Origin of the sequence: Glaesserella sp. (assembly GCF_041817755.1) — a bacterium.
Taxonomy (GTDB): domain Bacteria; phylum Pseudomonadota; class Gammaproteobacteria; order Enterobacterales; family Pasteurellaceae; genus Glaesserella.
This window is the reverse complement of record NZ_JBGYBX010000028.1, coordinates 1-16,868: the sequence shown is the minus strand read 5'-3', so window position 1 is coordinate 16,868 and position 16,868 is coordinate 1. Positions and strand designations below refer to the sequence as shown.

16 protein-coding genes are annotated in these 16,868 nt (G+C 43.5%); 15 read left to right on the top strand and 1 reads right to left on the bottom strand.

The window, feature by feature from the left end; all coding sequences use genetic code 11:
* From ACEYKX_RS03245 to nrdR, 15 genes are all read left to right on the top strand, one after another.
* On the top strand, nucleotides 1-531 hold a 531-nt coding region (locus ACEYKX_RS03245), incomplete at its 5' end, for an ATP-binding cassette domain-containing protein (RefSeq protein WP_373780462.1).
* Between the two features lie 87 nt (nucleotides 532-618).
* Nucleotides 619-1,221 carry an SGNH/GDSL hydrolase family protein gene (locus ACEYKX_RS03240; protein WP_373767894.1) on the top strand — a complete coding sequence of 201 codons (603 nt, stop codon included), beginning with the start codon at nucleotides 619-621 and terminating at the stop codon, nucleotides 1,219-1,221.
* Nucleotides 1,222-1,227: 6 nt separating this feature from the next.
* Entirely contained in the window at nucleotides 1,228-2,817 is a 1,590-nt protein-coding gene (locus ACEYKX_RS03235) for an FAD-binding protein (RefSeq protein ID WP_373767895.1), read from the top strand.
* Between the two features lie 136 nt (nucleotides 2,818-2,953).
* On the top strand, nucleotides 2,954-3,454 hold the full coding sequence (locus tag ACEYKX_RS03230) for a CvpA family protein (RefSeq protein WP_373767896.1): 501 nt from the start codon (nucleotides 2,954-2,956) through the stop codon (nucleotides 3,452-3,454).
* A 13-nt stretch (nucleotides 3,455-3,467) separates the two neighbouring features.
* A complete protein-coding gene (gene purF / locus ACEYKX_RS03225; RefSeq protein WP_373767897.1) occupies nucleotides 3,468-4,985 on the top strand; it encodes an amidophosphoribosyltransferase in 1,518 nt (505 codons plus the stop codon).
* Nucleotides 4,986-5,181: 196 nt separating this feature from the next.
* Nucleotides 5,182-6,486, top strand: a complete 1,305-nt coding sequence (locus tag ACEYKX_RS03220; RefSeq protein WP_373767898.1) for an acetyl-CoA C-acyltransferase — start codon at nucleotides 5,182-5,184, stop codon at nucleotides 6,484-6,486.
* Between the two features lie 10 nt (nucleotides 6,487-6,496).
* Nucleotides 6,497-8,623: a 3-hydroxyacyl-CoA dehydrogenase NAD-binding domain-containing protein gene (locus tag ACEYKX_RS03215; RefSeq protein ID WP_373767899.1), complete on the top strand. Its 2,127-nt coding sequence runs from the start codon at nucleotides 6,497-6,499 to the stop codon at nucleotides 8,621-8,623.
* A 29-nt stretch (nucleotides 8,624-8,652) separates the two neighbouring features.
* On the top strand, nucleotides 8,653-10,065 hold the full coding sequence (locus ACEYKX_RS03210; RefSeq protein WP_373767900.1) for a YdgA family protein: 1,413 nt from the start codon (nucleotides 8,653-8,655) through the stop codon (nucleotides 10,063-10,065).
* A gap of 296 nt (nucleotides 10,066-10,361) precedes the next feature.
* Nucleotides 10,362-11,915, top strand: a complete 1,554-nt coding sequence (sbcB, locus tag ACEYKX_RS03205) for an exodeoxyribonuclease I (RefSeq protein ID WP_373767901.1) — start codon at nucleotides 10,362-10,364, stop codon at nucleotides 11,913-11,915.
* Between the two features lie 82 nt (nucleotides 11,916-11,997).
* Nucleotides 11,998-12,975 carry an S-adenosyl-l-methionine hydroxide adenosyltransferase family protein gene (locus tag ACEYKX_RS03200; RefSeq protein WP_373767902.1) on the top strand — a complete coding sequence of 326 codons (978 nt, stop codon included), beginning with the start codon at nucleotides 11,998-12,000 and terminating at the stop codon, nucleotides 12,973-12,975.
* 56 nt (nucleotides 12,976-13,031) lie between these two features.
* A complete protein-coding gene (locus ACEYKX_RS03195; protein ID WP_373767903.1) occupies nucleotides 13,032-13,622 on the top strand; it encodes a DNA glycosylase in 591 nt (196 codons plus the stop codon).
* 9 nt (nucleotides 13,623-13,631) lie between these two features.
* Nucleotides 13,632-14,453: a PHP domain-containing protein gene (locus ACEYKX_RS03190; protein ID WP_373767904.1), complete on the top strand. Its 822-nt coding sequence runs from the start codon at nucleotides 13,632-13,634 to the stop codon at nucleotides 14,451-14,453.
* A gap of 98 nt (nucleotides 14,454-14,551) precedes the next feature.
* A complete protein-coding gene (locus ACEYKX_RS03185; protein ID WP_373767905.1) occupies nucleotides 14,552-15,991 on the top strand; it encodes a replicative DNA helicase in 1,440 nt (479 codons plus the stop codon).
* Nucleotide 15,992: 1 nt separating this feature from the next.
* Complete coding sequence (locus ACEYKX_RS03180; protein ID WP_373767906.1) at nucleotides 15,993-16,271, top strand: YcgL domain-containing protein; 279 nt, start codon at nucleotides 15,993-15,995, stop codon at nucleotides 16,269-16,271.
* Nucleotides 16,271-16,726, top strand: coding sequence for a transcriptional regulator NrdR (gene nrdR / locus ACEYKX_RS03175; protein ID WP_373767907.1), 456 nt, complete (start codon nucleotides 16,271-16,273; stop codon nucleotides 16,724-16,726). The genes ACEYKX_RS03180 and nrdR overlap by 1 nt, the downstream gene beginning before the upstream one ends.
* 29 nt (nucleotides 16,727-16,755) lie before the next feature.
* On the opposite strand, the gene ACEYKX_RS03170 is transcribed toward nrdR, so the two are convergent.
* On the bottom strand, nucleotides 16,756-16,868 hold a 113-nt coding region (locus ACEYKX_RS03170), incomplete at its 5' end, for an IS3 family transposase (RefSeq protein WP_373768011.1).

Below are 16,868 nucleotides of genomic sequence, written 5' to 3'. Positions count from 1 at the left end.
CGCAAACAGTTTGGGCGCCAAGTGTCGGTAATTTTCCAAGATCCCGCAACGGCGCTGAACCCACGTATGCGCGTGTTGGATATTCTCAAAGATCCGATGGATATTCATAATGTGCTCCAACCGCACGAACGTGAAAAACGCGTTTACGACTTACTTTCCCGTGTCGGTTTACCGCGTTCCGCCGCCTTGGTTGAGCCGACCCGCTTATCCGGCGGACAAAAACAACGTGTAGCGATTGCCCGTGCGTTAGCGTTAAATCCGAAGTTGATCGTGGCGGACGAACCGACCTCGGCATTGGACGTCTCAGTACGTGCTCAGGTATTAAACTTATTGGCGGATTTGAAGAAAGAACTCAATCTTGCCATGGTATTTATCTCGCACGATTTACAAACCGTTCGTCAAGTATCAGACCGCATCGTGGTTATGAACGGCGGCTTGATTGTCGAGCAAGGTAAGGCGGCGGACGTGTTTGATCATCCGCAAAAAGAGTATACCCAAATTCTCTTGGATGCGGCGCCGTCATTACTCTAAAATTCGTCATGATAAAAATTCCTCCCTGTTCGGGAGGAATTTTTGATCGCTTTAAAGCATATTGATAAAAATAAAGGAGACCTTGCTATGTTAAGTGATGAAGACATTTACCAACGTTATTTGACCAAACAGCATGAATTTGAAAAAGCGGCGGATGTTACCTTAATCGGACATTCGCTATTCGATATGTGGGATGATGAACCTCAGGGTACGCCCTTACTGGCAGGACAAACCGTTGCCAATATGGGGATTTCCGGGGTGAGCGCCCGTCAATATTTGGACGTTATTGTCAAACCGCAACGTATTACAGCGCTCGGCAAATATGTTTTTATTTTTCTCGGGGTAAACGATATTGTCAAAGAGCCCGATTATTCCCCAAAGCAGGTGTTGGCGTGGATTGTTGACATTCAGCGACGATTGCAGAAAATCGCCCCGCATTCCCGTTACTTTTTATTGGAAGCAACCCCGATCAATCCGCAATGTGTCACAGTGGATAACCCGACCATTGATGACTTAAATCAATATCTACAGGCAAGTGTGCCGTCGGATCTCAACTTTATCGCCACCAAATCCGCCTTTGTTGATGAAAACGGCGCATTAGCGCAAGATCTGACAAGAGACGGGTTACATTTCACGGCGAAAGGTTATGCCGTATTAAAACAACTGCTTGAACAGCAACTGTCACATTAAGGCACTATGGATACATTTAACATTTCGGCGCAAATCGAAACGGATCTGCTGATTGTCGGCGGCGGTATTGCCGGACTGGCTTGCTGTGCCGAAGCGAGAGCTCACGGCATTCAAGCCACATTAATCAGCAAAGCGCCTATCGGCAGCGGAGCGAGTTTCTTTCCGTTAAAAGCCACACTGGGCATTCAAGTAACCGGCGATAAAAACGACCGCACTTTGTTTAAAGAAGATATCGAACGGGTGGCGCAGGGCATGAATAACCCGAAAATTGTGCAAGCCTATATTGAAGAATCGCCGCAAGCCATTGAATTGCTTGAACGTATCGGCTTTAAACCGTGGAAACGAAATGACAACCGCCCCGCCTGTTTTGCCAATTATCCGCGCCCGATCTATCTGATCAATCAATGGTGGGAAGCGGCGGAACGTGCAAGAAAGAGAGTGGCGGAGCAAGGTACAACGGTGTATGAAGACGCAACGTTGCTACATATTGTCACGGACAACAATCAAGTGCAAGGCGCGGTGTTTTCGCATAAAACAAGCGGTCAGATTCGCTATGTTTTTTGCAAAACCGGTCAACTTATTTTAGCCACGGGCGGTATTGCAGGCTTATATAAGGATAATCTGTATCCTGCCGATGTGGTGGGTTCCGCCCATTTTATTGCATTACAAGCGGGCGCCAAACTGACCAATTTGGAATTCATTCAATTTATTCCGTCGTTTGTCGAGCCAAAATATAAAGTCTTGTTCGGTGAACATACGTTAAAATATGTGCAAAAAATCACCGATGGCCAAGGGCGTGATCTTTTTCCTCATCTGTCAGCCGAACAATTCCGACAAATGATGACGCAACGCAGCGACTATGCACCGTTCAGCATTGATTTTCCTTGCGTTGAATTTGATTTGGTGATGATGAAGCACTTGTTGGATAACCCGCAAGAAAAAGGCATTTATTTGCACTATTCCCCCGAACTTTATCAAGATCACACTGAGTTTTATACCGTTTATCTGAATTGGCTGGATAAAGAAATCGGAATCAACCTTGTACGTGATACTGTGGCGATCGCACCGTTTGCCCACAGCTGTAACGGTGGCGTGGTGATTGATGAGTTTGCCGAAAGTGACGTAAAAGGATTATTTGCCGTCGGAGAGGTCTCTTCTTGTATTGAAGGCGCAAACCGTTTGGGCGGCAACTCCGTCGGCGGTAGTTTGGTGTTTGCCAAACGGGCGATTCAACGCATTTTGCAAAATTTAGCGGAAAACAGACCGCTTGTAGAAGCTGACTTTTCAATTCAAAAAGCCGAAAAATATTTTAACTCGTTAGCCAATCCGAATGGTGATAGAATGCTCGGTGCCGGTCGGGTGCTGACGGAAATTCGTGAAAAAATGTCTTTATTTGCCAATGTTTACCGCACGCATGACAATTTGACTGATTTATACGAATACTTGCAGCAATTGGAACGGCAGTATAATCCTTTGGACTATGCGGCTTATCACGGTATTGAGATTTATCATTCGCTGAAAACGGCGCAATGCGTTGTGGAAGCTATGCTAAAACGACAGGTGAGTTTGGGAGCGCATTATCGCCAAGACGGATAAAAAGTTTAGGGACGCCGATTTGCGTCCCTAAGTGTTTCTATACTTTTGTAGAAAGCCATGAAATTTAGGCTACGCAAACGTTTTCTTTTTTTGTAAAATAGTTGAACTTTTTGCCGAAAGGCATTTTGAGGTGTTTATGATTGACTACATTATTGTCGGAATTATTGTTTTTTCATTACTGGTGAGTCTTTGGCGCGGGTTTATCCGTGAAGTCCTTTCCTTGGCAGGTTGGATACTCGCTTTCTTTGTTGCAAGTAAATTCTATCCTTATTTAAGCAGTATGTTACTGCAAGTCAATTCGACCTATCTTCAAAATTCAGAGTACCTGCGCAACGGCGTGGCGGCGGCGATTTTATTTATTGCCGTATTGATTGTCACGGCGGTTGTGAACACGTTGTTAAGTCAGCTATTCGATAAAACCGGTTTAACCGGTACCGATCGTGTATTAGGCGCGGCATTCGGTGCGCTTCGCGGTATTTTTATCGTGGCTGCCATGTTGTTTTTCTTAGATACCTTTACACAGTTTAACCAAAGTACGCTTTGGAAAGAGTCACAACTGATTCCGCATTTTGATTTCATTGTGAAATGGTTCTTTGAGCAATTACAAGCAAATTCCAGTTTTTTAAAATCCAGCTAACTAAGAGGTTATTATGTGCGGCATTGTCGGTATTATTGGCAATACACCTGTGAATCAGGCGATTTATGATGGGCTTACTGTATTACAGCATCGAGGTCAGGATGCGGCCGGTATTGTGACGATAGATGACGAGAACCGCTTCCGTTTGCGTAAAGCAAACGGATTGGTCAGTGAAGTGTTTCGCCAAGAGCATATGCTACGTCTACAAGGCAATATCGGTATCGGGCATGTGCGTTATCCTACTGCCGGCAGTTCCAGTGTTTCTGAAGCCCAGCCGTTTTATGTGAATTCGCCTTACGGCATTACATTGGTTCATAACGGTAATTTAACCAATAATACCGAGTTGAAGCACCTGTTGTTTAATTTGGCAAAACGCCATGTGAATACTAATTCGGATTCGGAATCGCTTTTGAATGTATTAGCGTATTATTTGGATCAATATCCGACCGAACCGCTGATGGCGGAGAATATTTTTGAAGCGATACGCAATACTAACAATATTATTCGCGGAGCCTATGCTTGTTTAGCGATGATTATCGGCTACGGTATGGTAGCGTTTCGGGATCCGTTCGGTATTCGTCCGTTGGTGTTGGGTAAACGGGAGGTAAACGGGCATACCGAATATATGTTTGCCTCTGAAAGCGTTGCGCTGGATGTCGTCGGATTCGATTATGTGCGTGATGTCAAACCGGGTGAAGCGATTTATATTACCTTAGACGGTCAATTTCATTCGTCTGTTTGTGCGGATAATCCGAAATTAAATCCGTGTATTTTTGAGTATGTTTATTTCGCCCGTCCGGATTCGGTAATTGATGAAGTTTCCGTTTATACGGCGCGTCGGCATATGGGGAAATTCTTAGGGGAAAAAATTGCGGCGCAATGGCAGGATATTTTGGATGAGATTGATGTGGTCATCCCCATTCCGGAAACCTCGACGGACATTGCCTTGCATATTGCACAGGTGTTAAATAAGCCGTATCGCCAAGGATTTGTGAAAAACCGCTATGTGGCGCGTACCTTTATTATGCCGGGACAAGCTCAGCGTAAGAGTTCCGTTCGGCGTAAACTGAATGCGATTGCCTCGGAATTTAAAGGTAAGAATGTGTTGTTAGTCGATGATTCGATTGTGCGCGGCACAACATCGGAGCAAATTGTCGAGATGGCACGTTCTACCGGTGCCAAGAAGGTCTATTTTGCGTCGGCGGCGCCGGAAATCCGTTATCCGAATGTCTACGGTATCGATATGCCGACCTGCGAAGAATTGGTAGCGTATAATCGGACGGTAGAGCAAGTCGCAGAGATGATTGGGGTTGATCGCCTTGTTTTCCAAGATTTGGAGGCGCTTTTTAAATCGGTTCAACTTGAAAATCCGAAGATTCATCATTTTGATGCCTCGGTTTTTACCGGTGAATATGTAACCGGTGATGTGAGTGAAGCCTATTTGGATGCGATCGCCAATGCGCGTAGTGACGCTGCAAAAGCAAAACTGACCAAGCAAGCGACCAACCTTGAAATTCACAATGAATCTTAGGACCCATTAATCATTCTTTGGAGATAGCGGTGTAATGCATTCGTAAACTGCATTACACCGTTTTTGGTTTTGATTTTTCATCGGTATAACAAGTGAATTTGCATAAAATTCATGGTTTATTTGGCTTAACATGATCGTATTTTTCTTTAAGCATGCTAGAATCAAAACATTTTAATAGACGTAAATAGAGGATGTAATGGCTAAACAAAATCTTCTGACAGCACAAAACGAGCGTATTGCGATTGTCGCCGGGTTGCGAACACCTTTTGTGCATCGAGACACCGGTTTTAAAGCATCGTACGCAACGGATTTGGGGACGATGGTAACAAATGAATTGTTAAGTCGTACGGCAATTGAGCATCAGCATATTGAACAGCTGGTTTTCGGGCAAGTTATTCAACAGCCGGATATTCCTAATCCGTCGAGAGAAATTGCATTAGCATTAAACATGCCTTATTTACAAGCTTACACGTTGAGCAGCTCCTGCTTATCCGGGCTTCAAGCATTAGTCAATGTCGCCGGGAGTATTATCAGCGGTTCCATTTCTGCCGGCATTGCGGGTGGAACGGATTCGATCTCCAATGCCCCTTTCAGTATTAGCCCGCAAGTGGTGAACAAATTTAAGCAGATTTTTAAAGCGCCGACTTTGGATGAAAAATATGCCCGATTTCGCCAATTTGCATGGCGAGACCTCAAGCCCCATGCCGTCAATCTCAAAGATTATATGACTCAGCTTTCCGTTGCCGAAATTTCGGAACAAATGGCACAGCAATACCATATCAGCCGTGAAGCGCAGGACGAGTATGCCAGACATTCACACGTCAAAGCACAAAATGCCTGGAAATTGGGGTTGTTCAAAGACGAAGTCATTCAATCTTTTCCGCGTCCTTATACCGATTTTGTCGTATCGGATACATTGATATCGGCGGCAACGCGTTCGAATTATTATCAACGTTTTTCTCCGATGATGAATAAAGAATACGCAACGGTAACGGAAGCGAATATGCCGAGAGTGGCGGACGGCGCAGCTGCCGTGTTATTGATGCGGGAAAACAAAGCCAAAGAGTTGGGGTTAACGCCTTTAGGGTATATCCGCAGTTATGCGATTACCGGAAATGATATTTGGCAAAATATGTTTATGGGCGCAACCATTGCCAGCAGCTTGGCATTGGAACGGGCGAACCTCAACCTGTCGGATATTGATTTGATTGATATGCACGAAACGTCGGCAAGCCAAATGCTGGTGAATATGCGTTTGTTCGAATCAAACGAATTTGCAAAAAATCAGCTGAATCGTACCGCTTGTATCGGTGAGATCGATCCGGATAAATTGAATCAGTTAGGGGGTTCGATTGCATTCGGTAATCCACGTGCGGCGACCAGTTTGCGGACGCTTATTCAGTCACTCAATGCGTTAAAACGCAAAGGCGGCGGATTGTCTCTTGTGGCATCAAGCGGTTTGGGTGGTTTAGGATCAGCCATGGTTCTTGAAAGTGAGTAAGGAAGAAAGAATGACGGAACAATTAATGCAACAACCCCCTTCGCCTTTTCAAGTCAATATCGATGATAATCGTATTGCCGTTGTGACGATTGATGTTGTCGACGAACAATATAACTGGCTGCCGGAGCAGTTCGTCGAGAGCTTGCGTGATGTGATCGGCTCTATCATTTACCAGCAGGCGCGAGGCGTGATAATCAAATCGGCTAAACCGAAATCGTTTGTAAAAGGTTATAAGTTAAACGTGTTGCGGGAAAAAAATGCGGAGCAATTGAAAAGTTTTTCTCGGGATGTACAGTCGGCGATGCGTGAAATCAATAGTTTGAAAATGCCGGTCGTCGCCGTTATCGACGGCGAATGCTTCGGAGTCGGATTGGAGTTGGCACTGGCTTGCGATTACCGAATGGCAAGTGAAGAACGTTATACTAAGTTTGCGATGCCGCAAATTCGTTCCGGTATTTTACCTTTTGCCGGCGGAACACAGCGTCTTCCCCGTCTTATTGGTTTACAACGTGCCGTAACCATGTTGCTGTCCGGTCAAAAAATCGGTGCGGAAAAAGCGTTTAATATCGGATTAGTGGATAAATTAATTCCGGCAGGCAACTTGTTTGAAACCGCTTATCACTTGTTGCTGACGAATCAAATTAAGAAGATTGATTTCAAACAGCCGCAAACGAAATGGCAGGTATTACGTAAACAGCTTGAGGGGAATGCGTTTCTTCGTCGCAAATATATCGATCATATTGAAAACCGCGTGTGGGATAAAGCCTTCGGTAATTATCCCGCCGTGATTGAAATGATTGAATTATTGAAAGAACCTCGTTTTAAAGCCGGTTTACAACTTGAGCAAGATGCATTGGCTAAACTCTTTTTTACCGAACAGGCGCAGGTGCTGATTAATCTTAAACATGCCGAGCGGGCGATGAAAAAGCAATATGCACATTTAGCACAATCGAAAAATATTCGACAAGTGACGGTATTGGGCAGTGGTTATATGGGCGCCGGGATTGCTTACTTAACGGCAAACAATGCCGGGCTGCCGGTACGAATTAAAGATATCCATCCGTCGGAAATTCAGCGAGCGTTACGTACGTGTTATGAGCTGATGCAGCGTGCGATGCAAAAGAAGAGATTATCCCATGGTGAGATGATTCAACGCATGAATTTAATTACGGGCGGAGAACGTTTGGTTGCGGCGAAATCAACGGATTTTATTATCGAGGCTGTCTATGAAAAGTTGGAATTGAAGCAACAAATGGTTCGCGACAGTGAAAATTACTATGATGAACAGGCGATTTTTGCAACCAATACGTCAACGTTTTCTATTCGTGATATTGCTTCGGTTGCGAGCCGACCTGAAAATGTGATCGGCTTTCATTACATCAGTCCGGTCACTAAGCGGAAGATTGTGGAAATTATTCCTCACGAAAAAACCGGAGAGCATGCGCTGTCAACCGCAGTGTATTTTGCTCTTCAGCAAGGTAAAATCCCGTTACTGGTTGCGGATAAAGAAGGTTTTTTTATCAACCGTATTTTAACACCGTATTTATTGGAGGCGATCCAATGCTTGGTGGAAGGTGAAGCGATAGAATTTATTGATCGCTCATTACAAGAATTCGGCTTCAAGATTGGTCCGTTGGCATTAATTGATGATATTGGGTTGGACGTCATGGTGAAGTCCAATCCGGCAATGGTAGCGGAATTAGGTTCGCGTTTTGCGTTACCGGAAAGTGTTCAGCTATTAATTGCCAATGAGCGGAAAGGTCATAAAAATAAACGCGGTTTTTATTTATATGATTCGAAAGGGGAGCGAACCCAAGAAGATAAAAGTATTTATCACGTCATGGAAACGATTGCTCGTAATGACCTAGAAGGAGAAGAGATTGTCCGTCGTTGTTTGTTGCGAATGATCAATGAAGCGTGTTGGTGTTTGCAAGATAATGTTATTCGTTCGGTTGAAGAAGGCAATGTCGCTTCCGTATTAGGATTTGATTTCCCCGATTTCAGGGGAGGTATTTATGCGTATATTGAAAAAATCGGTGCGAAAGAAATCGTGCGCCAGTTACAAAAGCACGCACAAATTTACGGTGAACGCTTTACGCCATGTGATTGGTTAATCGAAAAAGCGACACAACAGTAATTTTTTATTCAATAAGAGGAAATTGTTAAATGAAATTATCACGTATTGCATTACCCGTTATCGCTGTATTGGGGATTGGAGCCGTTGGCGGTAGTTGGTATACCGGTAAATTGGCTGAAGAAAAATACATCGAGTTGGTCGAGTTAGGTAATCATAACTTAAAAGGGCTTGCAGCGTATGGAATCGAAGCACAAATTAAAGAGGTGAAGTTGGTACGTCATTTCTTCAGTTCGGACGTCAACTATATTTTGGAAGCAAAATATGCAGGGCAAAGTTATGTCTTTAACGGAAACGATAAACTTTATCACGGTCCTTTTCCGATTAATCGTTTAAGTAAAGGGAACATCGTCCCGGTGATGATGAGTACGGAAAACAAACTGAGTGTTTCGGAAAATTTGAAAGTACTGTTTAACAATCAGGATGAGGTGTTAACCGGTCAAGCCAATATCGGTTATGCCGGTGATGTCAGTGGCAATTTTGATACGAAAGCACTGAAATTGGCGGACGATTCTTTCTCCGTATCGGAAACAAAATCGGAATACGAATACGATAAATCAGGTAACGGAAAAGTGAAAGTATCCGTTCCGTTTATTAAAGGTCATGATAGTGAGTCCGGCATCCGCTATGATTTGGGCGACAGCGAGATTGTGACGAGCTTTATCGGTGATAAAACATATTCCTACCTTGGTTTGGGGGAGTATGATTTTAAAGCGAAATCATTTGTCTTGTATAATGAATCGGAAAAGCAAAATATCGCCTTGAAAGACATGACCTCAAAAGGCAAAAACAGTGTGAAGGATAACCGCTTCCATAGCGTCGGTGATTTTTCCGCACAGGTTGAAGAAGTTCGTCCGGAAGAAGCGAAAGCGGTCAATTGGGGTAAAGTGTCATTGGATTTAGCCTTTGAATCCGATGCGAAATTAACCAACGATATGATGCCGTATTTTGCAGATAGTGAGAAAGCGGAATCACCGGAAGCGATGAAAGCCCTTGAAGATGTTGTCACGAATGATCTGAAACTCCACATCAAACCGTTAGCTTTTGAAAATGCAAAAGGTAAAAATGAATTTACCTTAGTCTTAAACTTAGCTAAATTTAATCCGAACGATTTGAAAGAAATGGACGATATGTTAACCGTATTCAAACAATCGGTATTGGATGTGAAGTTGAATTTGGCATCATTGGAAGAATTAAATACGCAAGTTAAGATGACCCGAGATAATGTGTCGAGAGAAAGCGCGGAACAAGAGTCAAAATTAATGGTGAATGAACTGGTGAACCAAGCAAAATCAGGCGGTGTAGCCGTGGTTGACAGTGAAAGCATTAAAATGAATTTAGCGATCGATAACGGTAAAGTTACTCTGAACGGTAGAGAAGTACCGCAAGAAGAGATACAAAATGCGCTGTTTATGTTAATGCTAGGTTTGGGTTCAATGCAATAATTTCGACATTGTTTTAACAAAGCCCTTCTAACCGAAGGGCTTTGTCATTTTACAAGCGGTCTGATTTCGCCTTTATTTTGCAATTTGCATAAAAAAACCCGTTACCAAACAGCAGTAACGGGGGAGGTCTTACCTAAGGAAATGAAAAAAACTTGCTACTTGAATTCAAGCATTTGCAATAGATAGGACTTAGCGCGATTTAAATAGTTCAAAAAAATTTCAAAAATTTTTGTCAAAATCTTCCTTGAATGGGGGCTTGTGCTAAAATCGGGAAAAATTTCAATATGTTAAGCAACATGAATCAGCCAACTTTTTTTGTTTATGATTACGAAAGTTTCGGAATTCACCCCGCAACGGACCGTCCGGCACAGTTTGCGGGGATCCGTACGGACAGTGAATTTAACATTATCGGTGAGCCGATCATGTTTTACTGTAAGCAGACATCGGACTACTTGCCTTCACCTGAAGCCGTGATTGTCACCGGTATTACACCGCAACACTGTAATCAACACGGCTTATCCGAACCTGAATTTGCCGCCCGTATTCATGCGGAGTTCAGTCGACCGAACACCTGCATTATGGGTTATAACAATATTCGTTATGACGATGAAATGACCCGATATACGTTTTTCCGTAATTTTTTTGATCCTTATGAATACAGTTGGAAAAACGGGAATTCACGTTGGGATTTACTGGATGTCGTTCGAGCCTGTTATGCTCTTCGCCCTGAAGGTATTGAATGGGCATACGATGACGAAGGTAACCCGAGTTTTAAGCTGGAAAATCTCACCAAAGCCAACGGTATTGCCCATGAAAATGCGCATGATGCGATGTCGGATGTTTATGCGACTATTGCCATGGCGAAATTGATTAAAGAAAAGCAGCCGAAATTATTTCAATTCTTTTTAGACAACCGCGGAAAAAAACAATTGGAAACGATGATTGATACCGGAGAGATGACTCCGTTGGTTCACGTTTCAGGTATGCTGGGCAATTACCGGGGCAATACAACATGGATTGCTCCGCTGGCATGGCACCCGACCAATAAAAATGCAGTGATTGTTTGTGACTTAGCCGGTGACGTTCAGGGATTATTGAACGAATCGGCGGAAGTATTGCGTGAGCGATTGTATACGAAAAAAAGTGTATTGGACGAGCAAGGCATCGGCGCCGTGCCGCTGAAGTTGGTTCATATTAATAAATGCCCGATTTTAGCACCGGCAAAAACATTATTACCTGAAAACGCGGCACGTTTAGGTATTGATCGCACCGCTTGTTTGGCAAACCTGAACAGGATAAAAAATCAAAAAAGCGCCGTGCGTGAAAAAGTATTGGCGATATTTAGCGAAGAGCGTGAATACTCCGTTTCCAATAATATTGAAACAACGTTATATGACGGTTTTTTTGAACCGTCCGATAAAAATAATATGGCGATTTTACGCGAATTAAAACCGGAAGAATTGGCACATCACGGTTTACGTTTTCATGATCCGCGCATTGAGCCGTTATTATTTCATTATCGGGCAAGACATTATCCCGAAACATTAACGAGATCGGAGCAAATTCGTTGGCAAAAATATTGTTATCAACAATTAGATGAAAAATTGGCGGATTTTGAACATTCATTGGAAACGCTATTAAATCAGTACGCCGATCAGCCTGAAAAAACGGCATTATTGGAAGCATTAGCACAGTATGCCGAGACACTATATGACCATAAAATAGTAAATATAAAAACATCACCAAATTCGGAAAATTGGGTGAATGCCATTAATCAAGTCGCAGATAAAAATATCAATAAAGCGGAAAAATTAAAGGCCTTGGAAGCGTTATTCGGGAATAAAAAATAAACTTTGCGAAAATATAGACAATCGTTATACAAGGATTTAACATTTGTGCATATTTAATGCCATTAATTACTAAGGAAAATACATGAAAAAAACACTATTAGCGTTGGTGATTGCCACGTTTTCTATTGCAAGTTTTGCCACGGCTCCTCAGACTCAAACCAATCAACAAGCGGTGAGTTCCGAGCAAAATTTTGCAAATAATGCATTGGTTTTACAAACGGACTTTAGTCTAAAAGACGGTGCGGTTTCGGCGATGCAGGGTGTCGCGTTCGGTGTTGATCGTGAACTGAAAATGTTTGATTTAACCCATGAAATTCCACCTTACAATATTTGGGAAGCGGCTTATCGTTTATACCAAACCGCAACGTATTGGCCGGCGGGAACCGTGTTTGTCAGCGTGGTTGATCCGGGCGTAGGAACGGATCGTAAATCGGTTGTGTTAAAAACGAAAACGGGGCACTATTTCGTCACACCGGATAACGGTACGTTAACATTAGTCGCGGAACATTTAGGCATCGAGGCGTTGCGTGAAATCGATGAAACCAAAAACCGTTTGGAAGGTTCGGATAAATCTTATACGTTCCACGGGCGTGATGTGTATGCCTATACCGGTGCAAGATTGGCTTCCGGTAAGATCAGTTTTGAGGAAGTCGGTGCGGAATTAGAACCTAAAGTGAATATGATCGATTACCAAAAACCGGTGCTTGAGGACGGTGTACTAAAAGGTGCCATTCCGGTATTGGACGTTCAGTACGGTAATATTTGGACAAACATCAGCGATACCTTGTTAGAACAGTCTGGGATTAAAAAAGACGGGCGGGTTTGTGTTGAAATTAAAGAGAAAAACGGGGATGAGGTTAAGGTTCGTTACAATGGCTCCATGCCGTATAAAAGCAGTTTCGGAGATGTGGAAGAAGGTCGTCCGTTAATGTATTTGAACAGTCTATTAAATGTGTCTTTTGCATTAAACATGGATAGCTTTTCTGATAAATATAAAATTAAATCCGGTGCAGAATGGTCTGTTTCGGTCAAATCATGTGAGAAAAAAGTCTCAGAATAAATCATCGTTTTCCCCACTGAGAATTCGGTGGGGATTTTTATATTGTACGTATTCCCATGCAACCAATCGAAAAACACCCTTTTCCGCCGATTCTTCCACCCGCTGCAACCGTGATGATGATGGGAACTTTTCCGCCGACGTCGGATAAACGTTGTATGGAATTTCATTATCCGAATTTTCAAAACGATATGTGGCGTATTTACGGTGCCGTCTTTTTTGACGATATCGATTATTTTAGAGTGAAAGAGGAAAAACGGTTTGATCCGATTCGTATCGAAGCGTTTTTACGAGAAAAAAACATTGCATTGTGTTCAACGGCACGAACGGCAATCCGTGAACAGGGTAATGCTTCCGATAAGTTTTTGAAGATTATCGATCCGGTCGATTTATCAACGATACTTAAGCAATTACCGCGTTGTCGTTGGTTGTTTACCACCGGTGAAAAAGCAACGCAAACCTTATTGGATTTATTGCCGAACAAACTGAAAATGCCTAAAACGAATGACTTTATCGCTTTCCCTTATTTGGCGGAAAGAGAGTTGTATCTTTACCGCTTACCTTCAACTTCCCGTGCTTATCCGCTCAGTTTGGCGAAAAAAGTCGACGCATACCGTGATTTCTTTAAACGGGTGCAATTGGTTGAATAAGGAGACTTTATGATTCGCGATCTTCATAGCCATAGTACGGCTTCCGATGGCATATTAACGCCGACCGAATTAATTCAGCGTGCAGTCGCACTGCAAGTCGGTATGCTGGCGTTGACGGATCATGATACTGTCGGTGGTATTTCTGAGGCAAGAAATACGGCTAAAACACAACCGATCGATTTTATCGCAGGGGTTGAAATTTCGATCTTGTGGGAGGGTAAAAGTATTCACTTGGCGGCACTGAATATCGATGAAAATAATGCAGTATTAACCGATTTATTGAACAATCAGGCGCGATTACGTCAGCAGCGGGCGGAGCAAATCGCAGAAAAATTAGCCAAAGCGGGGATTCCGCATGCCTATGAGGGGGCAAGAGCATTAGCAAGCGGTGAAGTTACCCGTGCGCATTACGGGCGCTTTTTAGTTGCCGAAGGGTATGCGAGGGATGATGATCATGCGTTTAAGCGATATTTGGGGGCGGGTAAAAGTGCTTATGTCAAACCGCTTTGGTGTTCGATGGAAGAGGCTATCCACGCCACTCACCAAGCCGGAGGCGTGATTTGTCTTGCCCATCCGTTGCGCTATAAATTAACGGCGAGGTGGATTCGCCGTTTGATTACGGATTTTAAACACGCCGGTGGTGACGGCATTGAAGTTGCCGGCTGTGCACAAACGCCGGATCAACGTCAATTACTTACCCGTTGGGCAACGGAATTTGAACTGTATGCATCGGTCGGATCCGATTTTCACTATCCTGCCGGCTGGATTGAATTAGGCAAAGGACTGACGTTACCCGCAGAATGTAAACCGATTTGGGATAAATTCCGATAAATCGTTTTGGATGTCGGTACCTCATTCGTTTTTCTTGCTGAAAAAAAGTCGAATTTCCTTTAAACTTTGCTCACTTTTTTATTCTATAGAGACATAACATGGCTGAACAAACGGCGCCGAAAGACAAACAAGTTGAGCAGGTGAATATTGCTCCGCATTCGATAGAAGCCGAACAAGCGGTGCTTGGCGGTATCATGTTGGATAATGAACATTGGGATAATGTTGCCGAACGCGTTCAAAGCAGTGATTTTTATAATTATGCACATCGTTTGATTTTCGAACAAATGGTTGAGCTGAGTCGGGATAACCAACCGATTGATATTATTACACTCGATCAACGTTTGAAAAATAAAGGTATTTTGCAAGACGTCGGCGGTTTTGCTTATCTTGCCGAACTCTCTAAAAATACACCGAGTGCCGCCAATATTTTGGTTTATGCGGACATTGTCAGTGAGCGGGCGATTCGTCGCGAGTTGATTTCCGCCGGTAATAAGATCGCCGAAATCAGCTATAACCCGAAAGGGATGACGGTGAAAGACGTGCTTGATGAAGCGGAGCGGGCGGTATTTCATATTGCCGAAAAACGGACTTCCAGCGATCAGGGGCCGAAAAAAATCGATGATATTTTGATGGAAACCTTGAGTCGTATTGAAATTTTGTCTAAATCGAAAAACAATAACGGTGTGACCGGGGTGTCGACCGGATTTGTGGATTTGGATCGAAAAACCGCAGGGTTACAACCCTCGGATTTGATTATTGTCGCCGCCCGTCCTTCTATGGGGAAAACGACGTTTGCCATGAATTTATGTGAAAACGCCTCATTACTGGATATTGAAGAAACCGATGAGCATGGCAATTTGGTTAAAAAACCGAACAAACCCGTGCTGATTTTCAGCCTCGAGATGCCCGCCGACCAAATTATGATGCGTATGCTGGCCTCTTTATCGCATGTCGATCAAACCAAGATCCGTACGGGACAAGTGCATGATGATGAAGATTGGTCAAAAATCTCAAGTACCATGGCGATTTTACAAGCGCGTAAAAATATTTATATTGATGACAGTTCGGGGTTAACGCCGACGGAACTGCGCTCACGGGCGCGTCGTGTTTATCGTGATAACGGCGGGCTCAGTTTAATCATGGTGGATTATTTACAGTTAATGCGCGCACCGGGATTTGCCGATAACCGAACGTTAGAAATTGCCGAAATTTCCCGCTCTTTAAAAGCATTAGCCAAAGAGTTACAAGTGCCGGTTGTCGCCCTTTCACAGTTAAACCGAAGTTTGGAGCAACGGGCCGATAAGCGTCCGGTAAACTCGGATTTGCGTGAATCGGGCTCTATCGAGCAGGATGCCGACTTAATTATGTTTATTTATCGTGATGAAGTGTATCACGATAATCCGGATTCCAAAGGCATTGCGGAAATTATCATTGGTAAACAACGTAACGGTCCGATTGGGCGTGTACCGTTGGCTTTCCAAGGGAAATTTTCACGCTTTGCCAATTATGAAGGTAATTATCGAATAGAAGACGAATAACATGTTGTGTGCCATTTATAAAAGCCTGAGAAAAGAAGGCATGTACCTTTACATTGCCAAACGCGATCAATTCGAAGCCGTGCCGGAAACGTTACGGCAAATGTTCGGCAAACCGCAGTTTGTGATGTTGTTTAACTTGGCGGGTGAAAAACCGTTGAAACAGGTTGAAAATCAAGAAGTGATAAAGCAAATTGAATCAGAGGGGTTCTATCTGCAAATGCCTCCGCCGGTTGAAAATCTGCATGCGGAATTTGTCGCCCGACAAAAGGAAAAAGCATAATGCGTTGTCCGTTTTGTTCCACTGAAGAAACCAAAGTGATCGATTCACGCTTAGCGGCGGACGGCTACCAAATTCGTCGCCGTCGGGAATGTCATCATTGCAAAGAGCGTTTTACCACCTTTGAAACCGCTGAGTTGATTATCCCGCACATCATTAAAAATAACGGAAGCCGTGAACCGTTTGATATTCGAAAACTCAGGGCGGGCTTATCCCGAGCCTTGGAAAAACGCCCAGTCAGCACCGATGATCTTGAAAAAGCCATTAATAAGATCGTCCACCAACTGCAAGCAACCGGAGAACGTGAAGTTTCCAGTAAGTTTGTCGGTAATTTGGTGTTGGATGCATTGAAGCAATTGGATAAAGTGGCGTATATTCGTTTTGCTTCCGTCTATTTAAGCTTTGACGATATTGCGGAATTTACCAAGGAGATTGAGAAACTGCGTTTGGATGATTGACATGATCTGCCCCCCAAAAGTTGGACAGGTTACTCACGTAAATATTGAGCTCGGTATTGTGCCGGGCTCAATCCTTTTAAGTCGGGTTTAATTCGTTTTTGGTTGTAATACACCAAATATTCTTCAATTTCTGCCTGTAATT

What these genes read in the sequence shown, in the direction of transcription:
- ACEYKX_RS03215 (WP_373767899.1), top strand. Translation starts at nt 6,497, where the DNA reads ATGACGGAACAATTAATGCAACAACCCCCTTCGCCTTTTCAAGTCAAT.
- ACEYKX_RS03210 (WP_373767900.1), top strand. Translation starts at nt 8,653, where the DNA reads ATGAAATTATCACGTATTGCATTACCCGTTATCGCTGTATTGGGGATT.
- nrdR (WP_373767907.1), top strand. Translation starts at nt 16,271, where the DNA reads ATGCGTTGTCCGTTTTGTTCCACTGAAGAAACCAAAGTGATCGATTCA.
- ACEYKX_RS03235 (WP_373767895.1), top strand. Translation starts at nt 1,228, where the DNA reads ATGGATACATTTAACATTTCGGCGCAAATCGAAACGGATCTGCTGATT.
- sbcB (WP_373767901.1), top strand. Translation starts at nt 10,362, where the DNA reads ATGAATCAGCCAACTTTTTTTGTTTATGATTACGAAAGTTTCGGAATT.
- ACEYKX_RS03195 (WP_373767903.1), top strand. Translation starts at nt 13,032, where the DNA reads ATGCAACCAATCGAAAAACACCCTTTTCCGCCGATTCTTCCACCCGCT.
- ACEYKX_RS03185 (WP_373767905.1), top strand. Translation starts at nt 14,552, where the DNA reads ATGGCTGAACAAACGGCGCCGAAAGACAAACAAGTTGAGCAGGTGAAT.
- ACEYKX_RS03200 (WP_373767902.1), top strand. Translation starts at nt 11,998, where the DNA reads ATGAAAAAAACACTATTAGCGTTGGTGATTGCCACGTTTTCTATTGCA.
- ACEYKX_RS03220 (WP_373767898.1), top strand. Translation starts at nt 5,182, where the DNA reads ATGGCTAAACAAAATCTTCTGACAGCACAAAACGAGCGTATTGCGATT.
- ACEYKX_RS03240 (WP_373767894.1), top strand. Translation starts at nt 619, where the DNA reads ATGTTAAGTGATGAAGACATTTACCAACGTTATTTGACCAAACAGCAT.
- ACEYKX_RS03180 (WP_373767906.1), top strand. Translation starts at nt 15,993, where the DNA reads ATGTTGTGTGCCATTTATAAAAGCCTGAGAAAAGAAGGCATGTACCTT.
- ACEYKX_RS03190 (WP_373767904.1), top strand. Translation starts at nt 13,632, where the DNA reads ATGATTCGCGATCTTCATAGCCATAGTACGGCTTCCGATGGCATATTA.
- purF (WP_373767897.1), top strand. Translation starts at nt 3,468, where the DNA reads ATGTGCGGCATTGTCGGTATTATTGGCAATACACCTGTGAATCAGGCG.
- ACEYKX_RS03230 (WP_373767896.1), top strand. Translation starts at nt 2,954, where the DNA reads ATGATTGACTACATTATTGTCGGAATTATTGTTTTTTCATTACTGGTG.